Here is a 16,542-nt window from a genome sequence, read left to right on the forward strand (position 1 = left end):
TGAAAAAGAAAGTATCGCGCAGCTGAGTGATCACAGGGCAGCGAAATCAAGGCCCTGAAAGCGCGCAGCGGGTATGCCGGCAAACGTCAGCAAGGCAGGCAAGCGCTGGGCAAAGCCCTGGAACCCGTGATCACCGCCGGCTTCTATGCGCAGGGCACAGGCCCGGTAGAACCGTTCGGCGCGGCGATAGTCCAGGGTTTCATCAGCGGTTTGCAACCATACCTGAAACCTGTGGGCCTCTTGCGGAGCGGGTACTTCCAGCTCAGCCAGGGCCTGCACGTGGTCCAGGGTCAGTTCCCAGGTTTCACCGGTGTATAAATTCTGCTGCGGCCCAAGGTAGCCGTCGAACAATCGGTGCGGGTTGACCGCAGGGTTGATCAACAGGGCCTTCAGGCCATGGCGCTCGGCCAGGTGAGTGGCATAGTAGCCGCCGAGCGAGCTGCCGACCAGCAACGGTCGGCCAAGCGCTGCAATGGCCGCCTCCAACTGCGCGATGGCTTGGCGGGGATGATGATGCAAGGCTGGGACCTGTAACTGATCGGCAAACCCGAGCTGTTGCATCACTGCCGCCAATTGGCGAGCCTTGCCGGAAGCTGGCGCACTGTTGAAACCGTGAATATAAAGAATAGAACCTGACATGCCGCCCTCAGAGCCTCCATAAACACCCGGCAACTTGCCCGGAGCGCAAAAATGCGCAGTTTAGCCTGTTAGGCGAGAGATAAAGCAGCTTCAGATGTTTAGCAACGATTAATGCCAAAGGGCGATCAGTAACCGTCGCCGTAATCCACATCGTAATGGAAGGCGCGAAGGCGCGAGACGCCCGTCTCAAGACCTCCATCGGCGTGCAAGCGCAGCCAGCGGTAGCCCGGTGTCTTGTCGACATCGACCTTGAAGTCGTCGCTGTGGGGCAGGAACTGCATACAGGTAGACGGTGAAGCCATCAGCCGTACCCCGTTTCGCACCTCGTCCCATTCCTGATGGATATGCCCCCAGAGCACGGCACGGACCTGTTTGAAGCGATCGATCAGCGCAAAAAACTCATCGGCGTTGCGTAAACCAATCGGCGCCATCCAGGCGCAGCGGATATCCACAGGCTGGTGATGCAGGCAAATCAGGTGGTGACGCTCGGGCGCTTGCTCAAGGGAATGGGCCAGGCGCTCCAGTTGCTGCGCTTGCAGATTCCCCGGCACTGAACCTTCGATCGCCGAATTGAGCATCACCACGCGCCATTGTCCGATGTCGACGATGGGCTCCAGGAGATCGCTCCCGGCACTGACCTGCGCCATGACCTGCGGCTCGTCATGATTGCCGCACAGCCAGCGCACCGGCGCGTTGAGCCTTGCACTTTGCTCGATAAAACGCTGATAGGACGCGGCGCTGCCATCCTGGGTCAAATCGCCGGTGGCCAGCACCAGATCGATCTGCGGTTGCTCGACAAGCACTTGATCGACGACCCGGCTTAAACTCTCTGATGTATTCATGCCCAGCAGGGTGCCCCCCGCTTCAGCAAACAGGTGGCTATCGGACAATTGCACGAGGGTGACCGATTTTTCAGCGATCCGATCAGGCGGGCTGGACAAGATGTTTCTCCGGGCAAGAACTGCCCGCAATTATGCGGACTGCACCCAGCCTGGGCAAACCGGCAGAGTGCGGCCGGGCTCACAGTTTCTTAAACCTTAGTCCGCATTCAGCGCCTCGAAGGTGCGCAGACTCGCGGTGTTGCGTTCCCCGTGGGCTGCTCGGGTCTGGATTTCCTGGCGGGCGCTGGCCAGCACGCCTGTGCGCACATAGCGGAAACCGGCCTGTGTGGCACAGTCGCGATCATCCAACAGTGCCAGCACTTCGTCGGCAGCGGCCAGCACATTACTCACTTTACCCGGAAAAACATAAAGGGTCTTACCATGCCCGAATACGGGTGAACTTCTGAATTCGGTACGGGTGCGCAGCTTGGCCAACACCGCGCCTTTCCAGCCGCTATAGACAAAGCGCTGAGTGAATGGCGGCCAGAAACGCTGCATCTGTGCCTCACACAGCGGCTTGACTTTGTTTTCAATGAAATCATCGTCGATCCGCGCCAGGATGTCTTGGGCCTGCAGCGCCGTATCAAAGGAGCCCATGATGGTGTAGCTGCCATGGGTCAGCACATAGCGGTTCGCCATGACCCTATGGTCGTCGATGACTGGCATCAGACAGGGAAACCAGCCGTCCATGACGATAAAAGAGAGGGGTTTTTCGCAAGGTTCGGAGTCTTCGTACATCAACCCCAGGCAGACTTGGTAGACCACATCCATGGCCACGGGCAACGTAGCGGGAAAGGCTGCGGGAATAAGCGATTGATATCCGCTGGTGTTAATGACCCGGTCAAAGGTATAGACCCGATCATTAGCCCCGTGCAGTCGAACGTCTGCCCCCTGTTCTTCACTGTGCAGCACCTCGAAATTGCAATGAATCTCGATGCCAGCCTGCCTTAGTTGCTCATGAAAAAAATCCCGCAGGCGCTTGCCCAACACCACGCTTGGCTCTTCCAGTTCAAAGGCCGACTCCAGGGAGCGGAACCCTTCAGCGCTGCAGTCAAGTGGCCTGCATTCCGGCGACTCATGGCACACCGCGGCGAAATGCTCGTTGGTGACTTTCGAAGGCTTCCCCAGCGCGTCTCGCAAGCCGTGTGCATAGACAGAAGACTGATGGGCGACCACCAGCTGTGGGTAGATTCGACAAAACCGACCGAAGGCCTCTAGACAGCTGTCGCGTGTCACTTTGGAGCGTGGATAGTGAGGCCCCTTATGCAGGCGAATGCCAAAGTCGCCTGAAACGCCACTAAATATATCGCTGTTTCTTTCCAGCAACATGACGCGGTGACCGGCCCTGGCCAACTCCAGCGCAATATGGCACCCATTCCAACCCGCGCCGACTATCCCTATCTGCATGCCGCTCTCCTAATCAAAGCATTGGATCAATGTGTTGATCTAGGGAGGTCAGTACAGAAAGGTTATTACATAGCTGTTCGATTCAAACTGTTGCGCCAAGCACAGGCCAAACCCTGTCAGCGAACCGCTTCGAACTCGTGGCCGCAGGCCAGGCAATGGCTCAGCCACTCGCCAAGGAACAAATTGAGCTGGGCCTTTTCATCCGGCTGGTGCATGGCGGCATTGGGATAGGGATAAATGCTGCGAAAGCGTCGCGCATGCTCGGCGCCGATGACTTCGGCCATGCGCGCATCGTGGTACACCTGAACTTCCATTTGCGGCACCGGCAGCCAAGGCAGGCTGTGCTCCTGGCGCACGCGCAGGGTGGTCGTATACGGACAAGCCAACACGACCTCCAGCGACAGTACCCCAAGCATTTGGTCCCCTTGGGTCATGGCGATACGGCGGGTGCGCTCAGTGCTGCGCATGTCCGGCAACAGGCGCATCAGGCGCGCATAGTTGGCCTCGCAAGCAGCTTGCAACCCGACCAGATCGACCCGGTAGCGTTCGCGCAACAGATTCACGACCATAGCCCCCTGACTTCATCGCGGTTCAACGCCAGCCATTGCAAGGCAATAATGCTCGCCGCGTTAATGATTTGCCCATCGCGTACGGCCTGCAAGGCATCCTCGAATGCCCAGACCTTTACGCGTATATCTTCGCCCTCTTCCTCCAGGCCGTGCAGGCCGCCCGCCCCCTGGCTGTCGCAGCGCCCCAGATACAGATGAACCAATTCATCGCTGCCACCGGGTGACGGAAAATACTTAGTCATCGGCCACAGCGCACTGAACTTCAGCCCAGCTTCCTCCTGCGCCTCGCGGTGCGCAACTTCTTCCGGCTGCTCGTCTTTATCGATCAGACCAGCGACCAACTCCACAAGCCAGGGGTTGGCGGTCTTGCCCATGGCGCCAACCCGAAACTGCTCGATCAACACCACTTCATCGCGCTGGGGATCGTAGGGCAGCACGCACACCGCATCGTGGCGTACAAACAGCTCGCGGCTGATTTCCCGGCCCATGCCACCGGCGAACAGTTCGTGCTTCAGGTGCAGCCGGTCAAGCCGGTAGAAACCCTGGAAGCAATTTTCCCGCCGGGTAATCTCGACGGCGGTCGGAAAGGTGTGTGCGCTGTCAGTCATGAATATCCTCGTTACCTTGCGGTTACAACTTCGGGCCATCCTAACGCGGCCCCTGCAATCGTGCAGCCTCTTTCAAGATAGCGAGCAGGCTGCCACGATAGGCAGCCATCAGTCGAATCGACTGTATTGATTCTAGTGGCGAACTGACGGCTTTGCCGACAGTCCAACCACGAGAATTTTTGCCTCAACACCCCAAGGATTAGCATGTCGTTATCCAAACTTGTCGCCGTGGCCTGCGTGGCCCTGACCCTGGGCGCTTGCCAAAGTCTGTTTCAACCCAACCTGCGGGCCCCGCTCGAAGCCAAGCGCGAGGCCTGGGAGCACATCAAGCCCGGCTGCAGCGCCGCTGACTGTCCGTTGGTGAATATCGACACGTTGCACTTTCCAGGCGAGCCGCAACTGGACCCGCTGATCGAGCGAAAGCTGCTGGAAATGACCCGCAACTCGCCTGACGCGCCCATGCCAACCTCGCTCAAGGCGTACGAAGAGCAGTTTCTGAGCACCGCAGGCAAACGCAACAGCACCTACCTGCAAGCCAAGGTACGCGAGCAGCATGACGGACTGGTGATCATTGAGCTGTCCAGCTATCTGGATACCGGCGGTGCCCATGGCATGCCCGGTCGCGCCTTTATCAACTATTCGCGCCAGCAGCACCGCGCCCTGGCCCTGCAGGACATGCTGGTGCCCGGCCAGGAAAACACCTTCTGGCTCGCCGCGCAGGAAGCCCACAAAGGTTGGCTGATCAGCAGCAAACTGGATCAGGACGCTGAATTCAACAAGACCTGGCCATTCCAGAAAACCCCGAACGTGGCCCTGACCTACGGTGGGGTGATCCTCAAGTACGACGTGTACAGCATTGCCCCTTACGCCATGGGCCACGTCGAACTGAAGATCCCCTATGCCCGCCTGAACGGTGTGATCAAGCCCGAGCTGTTTCCTGGCCGCGGCTGAAAGCCCGACCCAGCGCGTACTGCAACAGCCCTGCCAGAATCAGCGACGGCAGGGTGGCGCCGACATCCGGATACAGGTTAGCCAGCAAGTGGTAGGTGCTGATACCGCCCAGCCAGGCCAGCAGCGCTGTCCAGCGCAGGCCGACCATTGCCGTCGTGGCGCTGCGCTGGCGCAGGATGAAGTGATCGACCAGCACGACGCCAAACAGCGGTGCGAATACCGAACCGATCAGCAACAGGAAGTTCTGGTACTGGGTCAGCGGCGCCACGCAGGCGATCAGGGTGCAGAGCAGGCCCAGCGCCAAGGCCAGGTGTTCGACTTTCACACGCACCAACATGCCGGTGGAAACGGCTGCCGAATGGATGTCGGCAAAGGCTTTTTCCGACTCGTCGAGCAGGATCAGTAGCAGCGGGATACCCAGGCCCGCGCCTGCCAGCGCCAGCAACATGGCATTGGCTTCGCCACTGGGCGCGAAGGCCAGGATGTAGCCGACGCCCAGGCTCATCATCCAGACGTTGCCGATAAAGTAGCCCACGGCAGTGCCCGTGAAAACGCCCTTGCCACCCTTGCCGAAGCGCGAATAGTCGGCGATCAGCGGCAACCACGACAGCGGCATGGCAATGGCGATGTCGAAACCGACCGCAAACGACAACGTGCCATCACCGGCCTGAGCCCAGAGGGTTGGCAAATCGGCCTTGGTAACCAGGTTCCAGGTCAGCCACAGGCAGGAGCCCAGCAGCACCCAGATACCCCACTTGCGCAAGACTTTGCGCACGAAGGTCAGCGGCCCGCCAATCGCCAGCAAAGTCGCCAGCCCGCCGAAAAACAATGTCCACAACAGGGGACTGGTCCCAAGGCCGCCCTCGCCGAACACTCGCGCACCCAACAGGCTTGCAGCATCGCGCATAACGATGATTTCGAACGTGCCCCAACCGATCAATTGCAGCAGGTTGAGCACGGCCGGCACAGCTGCGCCCTGCTTGCCCAAGGTCAGTTTGAGCGAAGCCATGGCCGAAAGGCCGGTGTCGCTACCGATCACGCCCACGGCCGCCAGCAGCAGAACCCCCACCGCCGTGCCCAGCAGGATCGCCAGAATCGAGCCGGACAGGCCCAGGCCTGGCGCCAGCAGTGCACCGGTCTGCAGCACCATCAGGCCGATGCCAAGGGAAAACCACAGGGAAAACAGGTCACGCGCCCCGAAAACACGCTGGCTTGCGCTGATCGCCTGGTCGGGGGAATAGGTACTGGATGAAGTGTTCACATGTTCGATCTCAGACAGATAAGTGTTGTTGTTAATCACTGGCTGCCCAAAAACCGCGATGGACACACCGCGGTACTCAGTCAGACCGCGTGGCCTTCATCGCGGGTAAACCCGGCTCCTACAGATCTTGTAGGAGCCAGGCTTGCCTGCGATGAAGGCCACGCGGTGGTTCGGCGTTCAGGTAAGTCGGAGTGCCGATCAGACTTTCTGATACAGCTGGCTGCCTTCCTTGCGGAACCGCTCGGACTGCTCGCGCATGCCGTCCTCGGCTTCCACGTTGCTCGCTTCAATGCGCTGGTTGGCGGCGTATTCTCGCACTTCCTGGGTGATTTTCATCGAGCAGAATTTCGGCCCGCACATGGAGCAGAAGTGCGCGACCTTGGCCGATTCCTTCGGCAGGGTTTCATCGTGGTAGGCCCGTGCAGTGTCCGGGTCCAGGCCCAGGTTGAACTGGTCTTCCCAGCGGAACTCGAAACGCGCCTTGCTCAAGGCATTGTCACGAATCTGTGCACCGGGGTGCCCCTTGGCAAGGTCGGCCGCATGGGCGGCGATCTTGTAGGTGATGATCCCGGTCTTGACGTCATCCTTGTTGGGCAGCCCCAGGTGCTCCTTGGGGGTGACGTAGCAGAGCATGGCGCAGCCGAACCAGCCAATCATCGCCGCACCAATGCCCGAAGTGATGTGGTCATAGCCAGGGGCGATGTCGGTGGTCAGCGGGCCAAGGGTATAGAACGGCGCCTCGTCGCAGCACTCCAGCTGCTTGTCCATGTTCTCCTTGATCAGTTGCATAGGCACATGGCCCGGGCCTTCGATCATGCACTGCACGTCGTGCTTCCAGGCGATCTTGGTCAGCTCGCCCAGGGTTTCCAGCTCACCGAACTGCGCTTCGTCGTTGGCATCGGCAATCGAGCCCGGACGCAGGCCGTCGCCCAGCGAGAAGCTGACGTCATAGGCCTTCATGATTTCGCAGATTTCGTCGAAATGGGTGTAGAGGAAGTTTTCCTTGTGGTGGGCCAGGCACCACTTGGCCATGATCGAGCCGCCACGGCTGACGATGCCGGTCACTCGCTTGGCCGTCATCGGCACATAGCGCAGCAACACCCCGGCGTGGATGGTGAAGTAGTCCACGCCCTGCTCGGCTTGCTCGATCAGGGTGTCGCGGAACAGTTCCCAGGTCAGGTCTTCGGCCACGCCGTTGACCTTTTCCAGAGCCTGGTAGATCGGCACAGTGCCAATCGGCACCGGCGAGTTGCGGATGATCCACTCGCGGGTTTCGTGAATGTGCTTGCCCGTGGACAGGTCCATGACCGTGTCCGAGCCCCAGCGGATACCCCAGGTCAGCTTGGCCACTTCCTCTTCGATGGAGGAACCCAGGGCACTGTTGCCGATGTTGCCGTTGATCTTCACCAGGAAGTTACGGCCGATGATCATCGGCTCAAGCTCGGTGTGGTTGATGTTGGCCGGGATGATCGCGCGGCCGCGAGCGATTTCCTCGCGCACGAACTCAGAGGTGATCTCTTTCGGGATGCTCGCGCCGAAGCTGTGCCCGGCATGCTGCTGCTTGAGCAGGCCAGCAGCACGGGCCTCTTCCAGCTTCATGTTTTCGCGCAGGGCGACGTATTCCATCTCGGCGGTGATGATGCCCTGGCGGGCATAGTGCATCTGGCTGACGTTGGCACCGGCCTTGGCCCGGCGTGGGTTGCGCACGTGGGCAAAACGCAGCTTGGTCAGTTCTTCGTCGTCCAGGCGTTGCTGGCCGAAGTGGGAGCTCAGCCCGGGCAGGCGCTCGGTGTCGCCACGATCATCGATCCAGGCCGAGCGTACATCGCCCAGGCCCTTGCGCACGTCGATCTGCACAGCGGGGTCGGTGTAGGGGCCGGAGGTATCGTAGACCAGCACCGGGGCGTTGATCTCGCCGCCAAAGTCGGTCGGCGTGACGTCCAGGCTGATCTCCCGCATAGGGACACGGATGTCCGGGCGCGAGCCTTGAACGTAGATTTTTTGTGAACGGGTGAACGGCTGAACAGACTGCTGGTCGACTTGGGCCGACTCACTCAGGTGCACATTATTTTTTTGTTGTTTACTCATCACAGGCTCTCCAATCAGCATCCAGGCGGGCGGATTGTCGGAGTGAACCTGAAAAGCACGGACGCACCAGTGCTGGTGCTGTGCTGGTCTCGTCGAGGGCAGTTTCATGGCATGAACTGCATTCCCGGACCAAGCACAAGAGGACTCGCCGGGAGGACGAGAAATCTTGTTCCCTACGCAGGCGCTAACCTGATCAGGTTCAACGGGATCCGGATTAACCGATCTCAGCCTCATAACGAGGCACCCCGACAAGAACGTGGCCAGTCTAGACACAACTGACAACGAAAGCCAACCCCCAGTTGCAGCGCTCGATAAATGGCGCAAATGCCTGATTGTTGCCAAGCCTGCGCGCAACTACACTCGCAGCGGGCTTATAACCCTGGAAATGGCTGACCCGCTCATGCCCTTGTGATTACCACCTAAGGATCGCCTCATGCTGCGCAAACTCTCACTGGCCATCGCCGTGTCTTGTGCTTCCAACGGATTGGCCTGGGCAGCTGAAGCGCCCCTTACCAGCAAGACCGACCTGGTCAGCGTCTACCAGGAAGCGGTCAGCAACAACGCCGATCTTGCGGCCTCGCGCGCCGATTATGCGGCCCGCCGTGAAGTGGTGCCCCAGGCCCGTGCCGGCCTGCTGCCAAACCTGTCGGCCGGCGCCGACATGTTGAACACCCGCACCAAGCTCGATGAACCTTCGCTGACCTCCACACGCAGCGGCAACTCCTGGCAGGCTACCCTGGCGCAGCCCATTTTCCGCGCTGATCGCTGGTTCCAACTGCAGGCCGCCGAAGCCGTCAACGAACAGGCTTCACTGGAGCTGTCGGCCACCGAGCAAAACCTTATTTTGCAAAGTGCCGAGAACTATTTCGCCGTGTTGCGTGCCCAGGACAACCTGGCGTCCACCAAGGCCGAAGAAGCCGCGTTCAAGCGCCAACTGGACCAATCCAACGAGCGGTTCGACGTCGGCCTCTCCGACAAGACCGACGTGCTGCAGTCCCAGGCCAGCTATGACACCGCCCGGGCCAATCGGATCCTGGCACAGCGCCAGGTCGATGATGCTTTCGAAGCGTTGATCACCTTGACCAACCGCGAGTACAACGCGCTTCAGGGTGTACAGCACAGCCTGCCGGTACTGGCGCCGATGCCCAACGACGCCAAGGCCTGGGTCGACACCGCTGCGCGGCAAAACCTTAACCTGCAGGCCAGTAACTACGCGGTGAGCGCGGCCGAGGAAACCTTGCGCCAGCGCAAGGCCGGGCATGCGCCCACCGTGGATGCGGTGGCGCGTTACCAGAAAGGCGACAACGATAGCCTGGGCTTCACCAACCCGGCACCCCAGGCCGGCGTGCGCTATGGCGGTGATGTCGAACAACGATCGATCGGCTTGCAGTTGAACATTCCGATCTACAGCGGCGGCCTGACCAGCTCGCAGGTTCGCGAGGCTTATCAGCGCCTGAATCAGTCCGAGCAGCAGCGCGAAAGCCTGCGGCGCCAGGTGGTGGAAAACACTCGTAACCTGCACCGGGCGGTGAATACCGATGTCGAGCAGGTACAGGCGCGCAAACAGTCGATCGTCTCCAACCAGAGTGCGTTGGAAGCGACCGAAATCGGTTATCAGGTGGGAACGCGCAACATCGTCGACGTGCTTGATGCCCAGCGCCAGCTGTACACCTCGGTGCGTGACTACAACAACACCCGCTATGACTACATCCTCGACAACCTGCGCCTCAAGCAGGCAGCAGGCACGCTGAGCCCGCAGGATCTGGAAGACCTCAAGCGCTATCTGAAGCCTGACTACAACCCGGACAAAGACTTCCTGCCGCCGGACCTGGCAAAAGCCGCACAGGAACAACTCAAGGCCCGGTAGGAGCAGAGCTTGCTCGCGATGAACGCGCCGCGGTGCATCAGGCAAACCGCAGCGTCTGCATCGCGACGGTTCGGCGCCCCGACAAGCTCTGCTCCTACCCCATACCACGCAGACCGTGGCGGTGGCCTTGTAGGAGCTGGGCTTGCCCGCGATGAGCATAGGTATCTACACATCTTTTGGTGTACTGCATTTCGTAGCAGTGGACGAGTAGAACGAGGCCACGTCCGGCTGCGCAGCAGTCGTAAAACCTGGCACTTCAGTATTCAGATACACCGCGAGTACAGGCTTTGCGAGGACTACGTCCCCGGACCTAGCCTCGCTGAACTCGTCTACTGCTACGAATGTAGCCGCTGACGAGGTACGAGGCTGCGATCGGCAGCGAAGCGGCCGTAAAACCTGAGACCGTAATCCATCAGGCACACCGAAGGGCCTGAATTTACGACGGCTTCGCCGCCGATCGCAGCCTCGTACCTCGGCAGCGGCTACAAGAGCCGCGCTGCCCCAGAATTGTGTAGATACCTATGCCGCGATGAGCGCGCCACGGTGTATCAGGCAGAACGTACCGTGGAGCCAGTTTCGCAGTCAGACCAAGCGTGCCAAGCCGTCCAGCAAGCGCTGCAAGGCGCCTTGGTTGGCGCGCATCACGGTCAATCCCGCCTGTCCTATCTTCTGTGCTTCTTGGGGCAGCTCGATCAGCCGGCGCACCGCTTCGGCCAACCCCCGCGCATCGTCAACCTCCTGCAAAGCCCCCGCAGCGCGCAACATCGCCGAAATTTCCAGAAAATTGAACACATGCGGCCCGGTCAACACAGGTTTGGTCAAGGCCGCTGGCTCAAGCGGGTTGTGCCCGCCACTGGCAATCAGGCTGCCACCGACAAAGGCACTGTCGGCCAGGGCGTAGAGAAACAGCAACTCACCCATGGTGTCGCCCAGCAAGACCGACGTCTGTGCGTCTACGAGGGTACCCACGGAGCGCTTGACGGTCTTGAAGCCCTGCTGCTCACAGAGCGTGAACACACTGGCAAAGCGCTCGGGATGACGAGGGACCAGGATCAACAAGGCATCAGCGTGGTGCGCCAGCAACTGGCGGTGAGCCGCCAGCACGATTTCGTCTTCGCCTTCATGGGTACTGGCGGCGATCCAGACCGGCCGTTCGGTGGCGCTCCAGCTTGACCGCAGAAGGCCTGCGCGCTCCAGCAGTTGCGGGTCGATGTTCAGGTCGAACTTGATCGAGCCTGTCACCTGCACGCATTCAGGCCGCGCGCCCAACTGGCGAAAGCGCTCGGCTTCAGTCTCGGTTTGCACCGCAAAAAAGCTCATTTCAGCCAACATGGGCCGAGTCAGCCCGCCGAATCGCGCATAGCCACGGGCCGAGCGTTCCGATAACCGCGCGTTGGCCAACGCCACCGGAATACCGCGCTTGGCACACTGGTGAATATGGTTGGGCCACAACTCGGTTTCCATGATCACACCCAAGACCGGGCGGGCTGCCTTGAGGAAGCGAGCCGCAGCCCATGGCAAGTCATACGGCAGGTAGCAATGCTGGATGCGCGGCTCGTTGGCAAACATCGCCTGGATGCGCTCCGAGCCTGTCGGGGTCATGCAGGTGACGGTGATGGGCAGGACTGGATAACGCGCCATCAAGGCGCGGATCATCGGCGCCGCAGCGATGCTTTCGCCCACCGACACCGCGTGCACCCAAATACCGCCGGGCTTGAGCGCCGGCAGCTTGAAACCGAACCGCTCGGCGATTCGCCGGGCGTAGGCTGGGGCCTTGCGCGAACGCAGGTACAAGCGCAACGCAATCAAGGGCAGGCCGAGGTGAAGCAGCAGGGTATAGAGGGTTCTGTTCATGGCGACGAAGTGTACTAGCCAATGGCTCGCAAGTGCAGTGCGAAGCGCTCGGCCAGAAACTGCGCCGCAGGGCCCAACGGCTCGTCACGCCGCCACACCAGCTCGACCACCAGCGCAGGCGGCGTCCACTCGCAGGCAAGCTCAATCATATGGCCGTGATACGCCGAATACTGCACCACATGACGCGGCAGCCAGGCCCAGCCCAGCCCGCGCATGAGCATTTCGGCCATCACATAGAAACTGTCGGCCCGCCAGACTTGCGGGCTGATCGGGTCGCCACCGGGATAACCGCTTTGCTGTGGGGCAATCAGCAACTGGCGGTGTTGCGCCAGTTGCCGGCGGGACACTTGGGCATGCGCGGCCAATGGATGACCCACCGCACACACCGTGACCATTTCGACGCTGCCCAGCGCCCTACGCTCAAGCGCTGCTGGCATTCGATCCTGGTGAAACAGCAAGCCCAGGTCGGCACGGCGCTCCACCAGCTTGCGCGCCACATCGCCTTGGGCGGCGCTGGACATCTGCACCTCCACCAGGGGAAACCGCGTCGCCAGTGCTTCCAGGCTGTCGATGACCGGCTGGAACGGCATGGCTTCGTCCTGGGCGACGCGCAACTGCGCTTCCTGCCCGCGCATCAATGCCAGTGCCCTGCCATCGAGCCGCTCACATTGGCGCAGCAGCTCGCGGGCTTCCTCCAGCAAGGCGTTGCCGGCCTCGGTCAGGCGAGGCTGGCGACCGCTGCTGCGCTCAAACAGGGTCACACCCAGATCGGTTTCCAGCAAAGCGATGGCGTTGCTGATCGCCGACTGGGCCTTGTGCTGCTCGCGCGCCACAGCCGAGAACGAGCGCTGCTCGGCCACGCGCACGAACAGGCGAATCTGCTCGATATTCCACTGCTGCGCCATACAACCTATCTCCATAGAGGATAGGTAATGACTTTACCCCATCTGACCATCGACTAGAATACGGGCCTACGACGGAGGATCTCACCATGACTGCCTACTACTACCTGGCCATCGCCATCTGCGCTGAAGTGATCGCCACAGCTTCCATGAAGGCGGTCAAAGGCATCAGCACCCCACTGCCGCTGCTGTTGATGATCGCCGGCTACGCGGTTGCGTTCTGGATGCTGACCCTGGTGGTGCGCAGCATTCCAGTCGGTATCGCTTATGCCGTGTGGTCGGGCCTGGGTATCGTGCTGATCAGCATCGCGGCCTTGGTGATCTACGGCCAGAAACTGGACCTGCCGGCCATGCTCGGGATGGGACTGATCGTCTTGGGCGTGGGGGTGATCCAGGTATTCTCCAAAACCGCGGGGCATTGACCCTGCACGAGTAGAAAACCTCACAGGCTGTATACTGCGCACCTGTTCCAGCCTGTGAGGTCGTTCCATGCCATCCGTAATTTCCACCGACATCCTGATCGTCGGCGCAGGCGTCGCCGGTCTCTGGCTCAATGCTCGCCTGCGCCGCCAGGGCTATTCGACGGTACTGGTGGAAAGCGCCACCCTGGGCGGCGAGCAAACCGTCAAATCCCAGGGCATTATTCATGGCGGCGCCAAATATGCGCTGCATGGCGCCCTCACGGGCGCGTCAGAGGCAATTGCCGACATGCCACGGCGCTGGCGTGAAGCGCTGGCGGGCAACGGCGAGCTGGACCTTTCAGGGGTACGCCTGTTGTCTGAAGCCCATTACCTGTGGTCGCCTGGCACACTGGCCGGCAACCTGACCAGCTTTTTTGCCAGCAAGGCCGTGCGTGGCCGGGTCGACCAGGTCAAGGGCGAGCAACTCCCCCCGGCCCTGCAGGACCGAGGCTTCAAGGGCAAGGTGTATCGACTGGCCGAACTGGTCATCGACGTACCGAGCCTGATCGAGCAACTGGCCATCCAGGCCGGCGACAGCTTGCTGGCCGGGCAGACCCTGGAACCCCTCAGAGACGGCGATGAACTGGTGGGGCTAAAGGTCGACGGGCGCGAGATTCGGGCCCAGCGAATCGTGCTCAGCGCTGGCGCCGGCAACGCCGGATTGCTGGCCGCCCTGGGCCTGGATCAACCAGCCATGCAGCGACGCCCGCTGCACATGGTGCTGGCCAAGGGGCCGAACCTCAAACCGCTCTACGCCCACTGCTTGGGCGGCGGGCCCAAGCCGCGAATCACCGTTACCACTCACCCTGGCGCCGACGGCCAATGGGTCTGGTACCTGGGTGGCGACATCGCGGAAGCCGACGGCGTTGCCCGCGAGCCTGAGGCGCAGATTGCCGTGGCCAAAAAAGAAATTGCTAACCTGTTGCCCTGGGTCGATCAATCCCAGGTGCGCTGGGCAACCTTGCGCGTGGACCGTGCAGAACCTGCCCAATCGGGACTGGCGCGCCCCGACAATGCCTTTCTTACCGAAAACGGCAGGCTGATGGTCGGCTGGCCCACTAAACTGGCGTTGGCGCCTGATTTTGCTGATCGGGTCCTGGCACAGCTTGAACAAGACGACATCAAGCCTGGCCAACACCCGACGCTGCCCGACTTTCCGCGCCCTAGCGTGGCGCAACCTGCCTGGGAGCAATTGCTGCCATGACCCTGCCCACCCTGCACGATCTGCATCGCCCCTTGGGCAGCACTGGCCTTGTGGTTTCGCCGCTGGGCCTAGGCACCGTCAAGCTGGGGCGCGATCAAGGGGTCAAATACCCCAACGGCTTCACCATTCCCGATGACCAGCACGCTCGCCTGCTGATCGATCAGGCTCGCGATCTGGGCATCAACTTGATCGACACCGCGCCCGCCTATGGCCGCAGCGAAGAACGCCTCGGCCCGCTGCTGCGCGGCCAACGCCAGGATTGGGTGATCGTCAGCAAGGTCGGCGAGGAGTTTGACGAGGGGGTATCCCGGTTTGACTTCAGCGCCGAACACACACGCTTTTCCGTCGAGCGCAGCCTGAAACGCCTGGAAACGGATTTCATTGATCTGGTGCTGGTCCACTCCGACGGCAACGACCTGCAGGTTTTGAATGATACCGGCGTCTATGAAACCCTCGCGGCGCTCAAGCGCGAAGGCAAGATTCGCGGTTTCGGGTTTTCCGGTAAAACGGTCGAAGGCGGATTGAAGGCATTGGAGGCAGGCGATTGCGCCATGGTCACCTACAATTTGAACGAACAAGGCGAACGCCCGGTCATTGACTATGCTGCCAGCCATGGCAAAGCCATTCTGGTAAAAAAAGCCTTGGCCAGCGGCCATGTCTGCCTGAGCCCCGGCACCGATCCAGTGCAGGCCAGCTTCCAGTTGCTGTTTGATCACCCAGGCGTTGCCAGTGCGATTGTCGGCACCATCAACCCTGTGCACCTGGCCCACAACGTCGCCACCGCCGCCGCCGTACTGCGTAATCGATAGCGCCGCCCTCGCGGCCGCCCCCACCGCAAGGAGCCGAGATGCCGCGAACCCTGATAAGAAAGAACCCCAGCAACTTCAAGACCCTGCCGTTGTTCGTCGAAGCCACTCCCGAGGGCCTGACCTATCAGAGCGTCGGCAGGCCGTTGAATTTTGCCCAGACCTTGCAGCGGCGCAAACAGGTGCATATCGCCGACAGCAACCGGTTTTCGGTGGAGTTGGCGAACCTGGGGGTTTCGGTGCGTTTGACCCTGCAATGGCAAAACCGCGAATTCTGGGTGCTGGTGCGCCAACACCGCCAGGACCGGGGCGATGTGGTGCTCAAACTGATTTCTGGTTACGTGCCGGCCCATGAATTGAATCTGCCGCTGCTCACCGCAGTGCAGGAAGTGGCCGAGGAATGCCTGCTGGAAACACCCGAAGGCTGGCTGCATGGCCGCTTCAACGACACCTGGCTTCCCGCACCTTATCGCGAAGCCCTGCATTACCGTGAAGCAATGCCCTTTCGCCTGACCCCGCTGTCGGGCGCGGCACGGCCGGTGCGCTGCGCCAACCTGCATTTGATCGAACGCCCGCGTGCCTATGTGCATCTGCCGACGGCGTCATTGCAGTTGGTCTACGATTTGCGCCTTGAAGTCCCCAGGGACGCCAAGTCACTGAGCCTGTTCCATGTGGATGAACGCCTGGAAGGCGAGCAATTGGTTGCCCGCCTGGACCGCAGCCATCCCGATCTGTACTTGATGCCTCTCAAGGACGGTCATCCCTGCCCTGAGCTCTACACACTGAAGAAGGACCAACTGCTGCCGGCCAGTACTCGCGGGGTGTTTCTGGCGGAAAGCTTCGCCCGCCAGCAGGGTTGGCTGGTGGCTGAAGAACGCATTCGCTGGAAGGACTGGCTCAAGCAGCAGGGGCTGGAGGCCCCGGCTCACGGCACTCGCCTGGGTTTGCGTCGATTGACAGCCAAGGCACGGGAGTTGCTGCAGATGCAGCAACGGTTGTAGGAGCCGACCTTGGTCGCGATGGCATCACCGCGGTGCATCAGGC

General features: G+C 61.0%; 15 protein-coding genes and 1 riboswitch. Of the genes, 6 read left to right on the forward strand and 9 right to left on the reverse strand.

Annotated features, from left to right (window positions below):
• Positions 1-30: 30 nt before the first annotated feature.
• The 5 genes from AC3IX4_RS26545 to AC3IX4_RS26565 form a co-directional block, all read right to left on the reverse strand.
• Positions 31-639 carry a YqiA/YcfP family alpha/beta fold hydrolase gene (locus AC3IX4_RS26545; protein WP_489258265.1) on the reverse strand — a complete coding sequence of 203 codons (609 nt, stop codon included), beginning with the start codon at positions 637-639 and terminating at the stop codon, positions 31-33.
• A 125-nt stretch (positions 640-764) separates the two neighbouring features.
• Positions 765-1,580 (reverse strand): 3',5'-cyclic-AMP phosphodiesterase, encoded by an 816-nt coding sequence (gene cpdA / locus AC3IX4_RS26550; protein WP_489258266.1) that lies wholly within the window; start codon positions 1,578-1,580, stop codon positions 765-767.
• Positions 1,581-1,676: 96 nt separating this feature from the next.
• Positions 1,677-2,927: an FAD-dependent oxidoreductase gene (locus AC3IX4_RS26555; RefSeq protein WP_489258267.1), complete on the reverse strand. Its 1,251-nt coding sequence runs from the start codon at positions 2,925-2,927 to the stop codon at positions 1,677-1,679.
• A 116-nt stretch (positions 2,928-3,043) separates the two neighbouring features.
• Positions 3,044-3,496, reverse strand: coding sequence for a DUF1249 domain-containing protein (locus AC3IX4_RS26560; RefSeq protein ID WP_489258268.1), 453 nt, complete (start codon positions 3,494-3,496; stop codon positions 3,044-3,046).
• Positions 3,487-4,104, reverse strand: coding sequence for an NUDIX domain-containing protein (locus tag AC3IX4_RS26565; RefSeq protein ID WP_489258269.1), 618 nt, complete (start codon positions 4,102-4,104; stop codon positions 3,487-3,489). Before AC3IX4_RS26565 ends, AC3IX4_RS26560 begins: the two co-directional genes overlap by 10 nt.
• A gap of 204 nt (positions 4,105-4,308) precedes the next feature.
• Here AC3IX4_RS26565 and AC3IX4_RS26570 point away from each other — a divergent pair, with 204 nt between their 5' ends.
• Entirely contained in the window at positions 4,309-5,055 is a 747-nt protein-coding gene (locus AC3IX4_RS26570) for an RsiV family protein (protein WP_489258270.1), read from the forward strand.
• Here AC3IX4_RS26570 and cytX read toward each other — a convergent pair.
• Both cytX and thiC read right to left on the reverse strand, forming a co-directional pair.
• Complete coding sequence (gene cytX, locus AC3IX4_RS26575) at positions 5,024-6,316, reverse strand: putative hydroxymethylpyrimidine transporter CytX (protein WP_489258271.1); 1,293 nt, start codon at positions 6,314-6,316, stop codon at positions 5,024-5,026. The two genes, AC3IX4_RS26570 and cytX, sit on opposite strands and share 32 nt — an antisense overlap.
• A 198-nt stretch (positions 6,317-6,514) precedes the next feature.
• Entirely contained in the window at positions 6,515-8,404 is a 1,890-nt protein-coding gene (gene thiC, locus AC3IX4_RS26580; protein ID WP_489258272.1) for a phosphomethylpyrimidine synthase ThiC, read from the reverse strand.
• Between the two features lie 153 nt (positions 8,405-8,557).
• Positions 8,558-8,662, reverse strand: a riboswitch (TPP riboswitch).
• 175 nt (positions 8,663-8,837) lie between these two features.
• Here thiC and AC3IX4_RS26585 point away from each other — a divergent pair.
• Entirely contained in the window at positions 8,838-10,271 is a 1,434-nt protein-coding gene (locus tag AC3IX4_RS26585) for a TolC family outer membrane protein (RefSeq protein WP_489258273.1), read from the forward strand.
• A gap of 582 nt (positions 10,272-10,853) precedes the next feature.
• Here AC3IX4_RS26585 and waaA read toward each other — a convergent pair.
• Entirely contained in the window at positions 10,854-12,125 is a 1,272-nt protein-coding gene (waaA, locus tag AC3IX4_RS26590) for a lipid IV(A) 3-deoxy-D-manno-octulosonic acid transferase (RefSeq protein ID WP_489258274.1), read from the reverse strand.
• Positions 12,126-12,139: 14 nt separating this feature from the next.
• Positions 12,140-13,030, reverse strand: coding sequence for a LysR family transcriptional regulator (locus AC3IX4_RS26595; protein ID WP_489258275.1), 891 nt, complete (start codon positions 13,028-13,030; stop codon positions 12,140-12,142).
• Positions 13,031-13,116: 86 nt separating this feature from the next.
• Between AC3IX4_RS26595 and AC3IX4_RS26600 the strand changes: the two genes are divergently transcribed.
• The 4 genes from AC3IX4_RS26600 (at position 13,117) to AC3IX4_RS26615 (ending at position 16,499) form a co-directional block, all read left to right on the forward strand.
• A complete protein-coding gene (locus tag AC3IX4_RS26600; protein ID WP_489258276.1) occupies positions 13,117-13,449 on the forward strand; it encodes a DMT family transporter in 333 nt (110 codons plus the stop codon).
• Positions 13,450-13,516: 67 nt separating this feature from the next.
• Positions 13,517-14,692, forward strand: coding sequence for an NAD(P)/FAD-dependent oxidoreductase (locus tag AC3IX4_RS26605; RefSeq protein ID WP_489258277.1), 1,176 nt, complete (start codon positions 13,517-13,519; stop codon positions 14,690-14,692).
• On the forward strand, positions 14,689-15,501 hold the full coding sequence (locus AC3IX4_RS26610) for an aldo/keto reductase (protein ID WP_489258278.1): 813 nt from the start codon (positions 14,689-14,691) through the stop codon (positions 15,499-15,501). The genes AC3IX4_RS26605 and AC3IX4_RS26610 overlap by 4 nt, the downstream gene beginning before the upstream one ends.
• A 38-nt stretch (positions 15,502-15,539) precedes the next feature.
• Positions 15,540-16,499 (forward strand): metal ABC transporter ATPase, encoded by a 960-nt coding sequence (locus tag AC3IX4_RS26615; RefSeq protein WP_489258279.1) that lies wholly within the window; start codon positions 15,540-15,542, stop codon positions 16,497-16,499.
• Positions 16,500-16,542: the final 43 nt, after the last annotated feature.

Source organism: Pseudomonas sp. KH_021, from assembly GCF_057838865.1.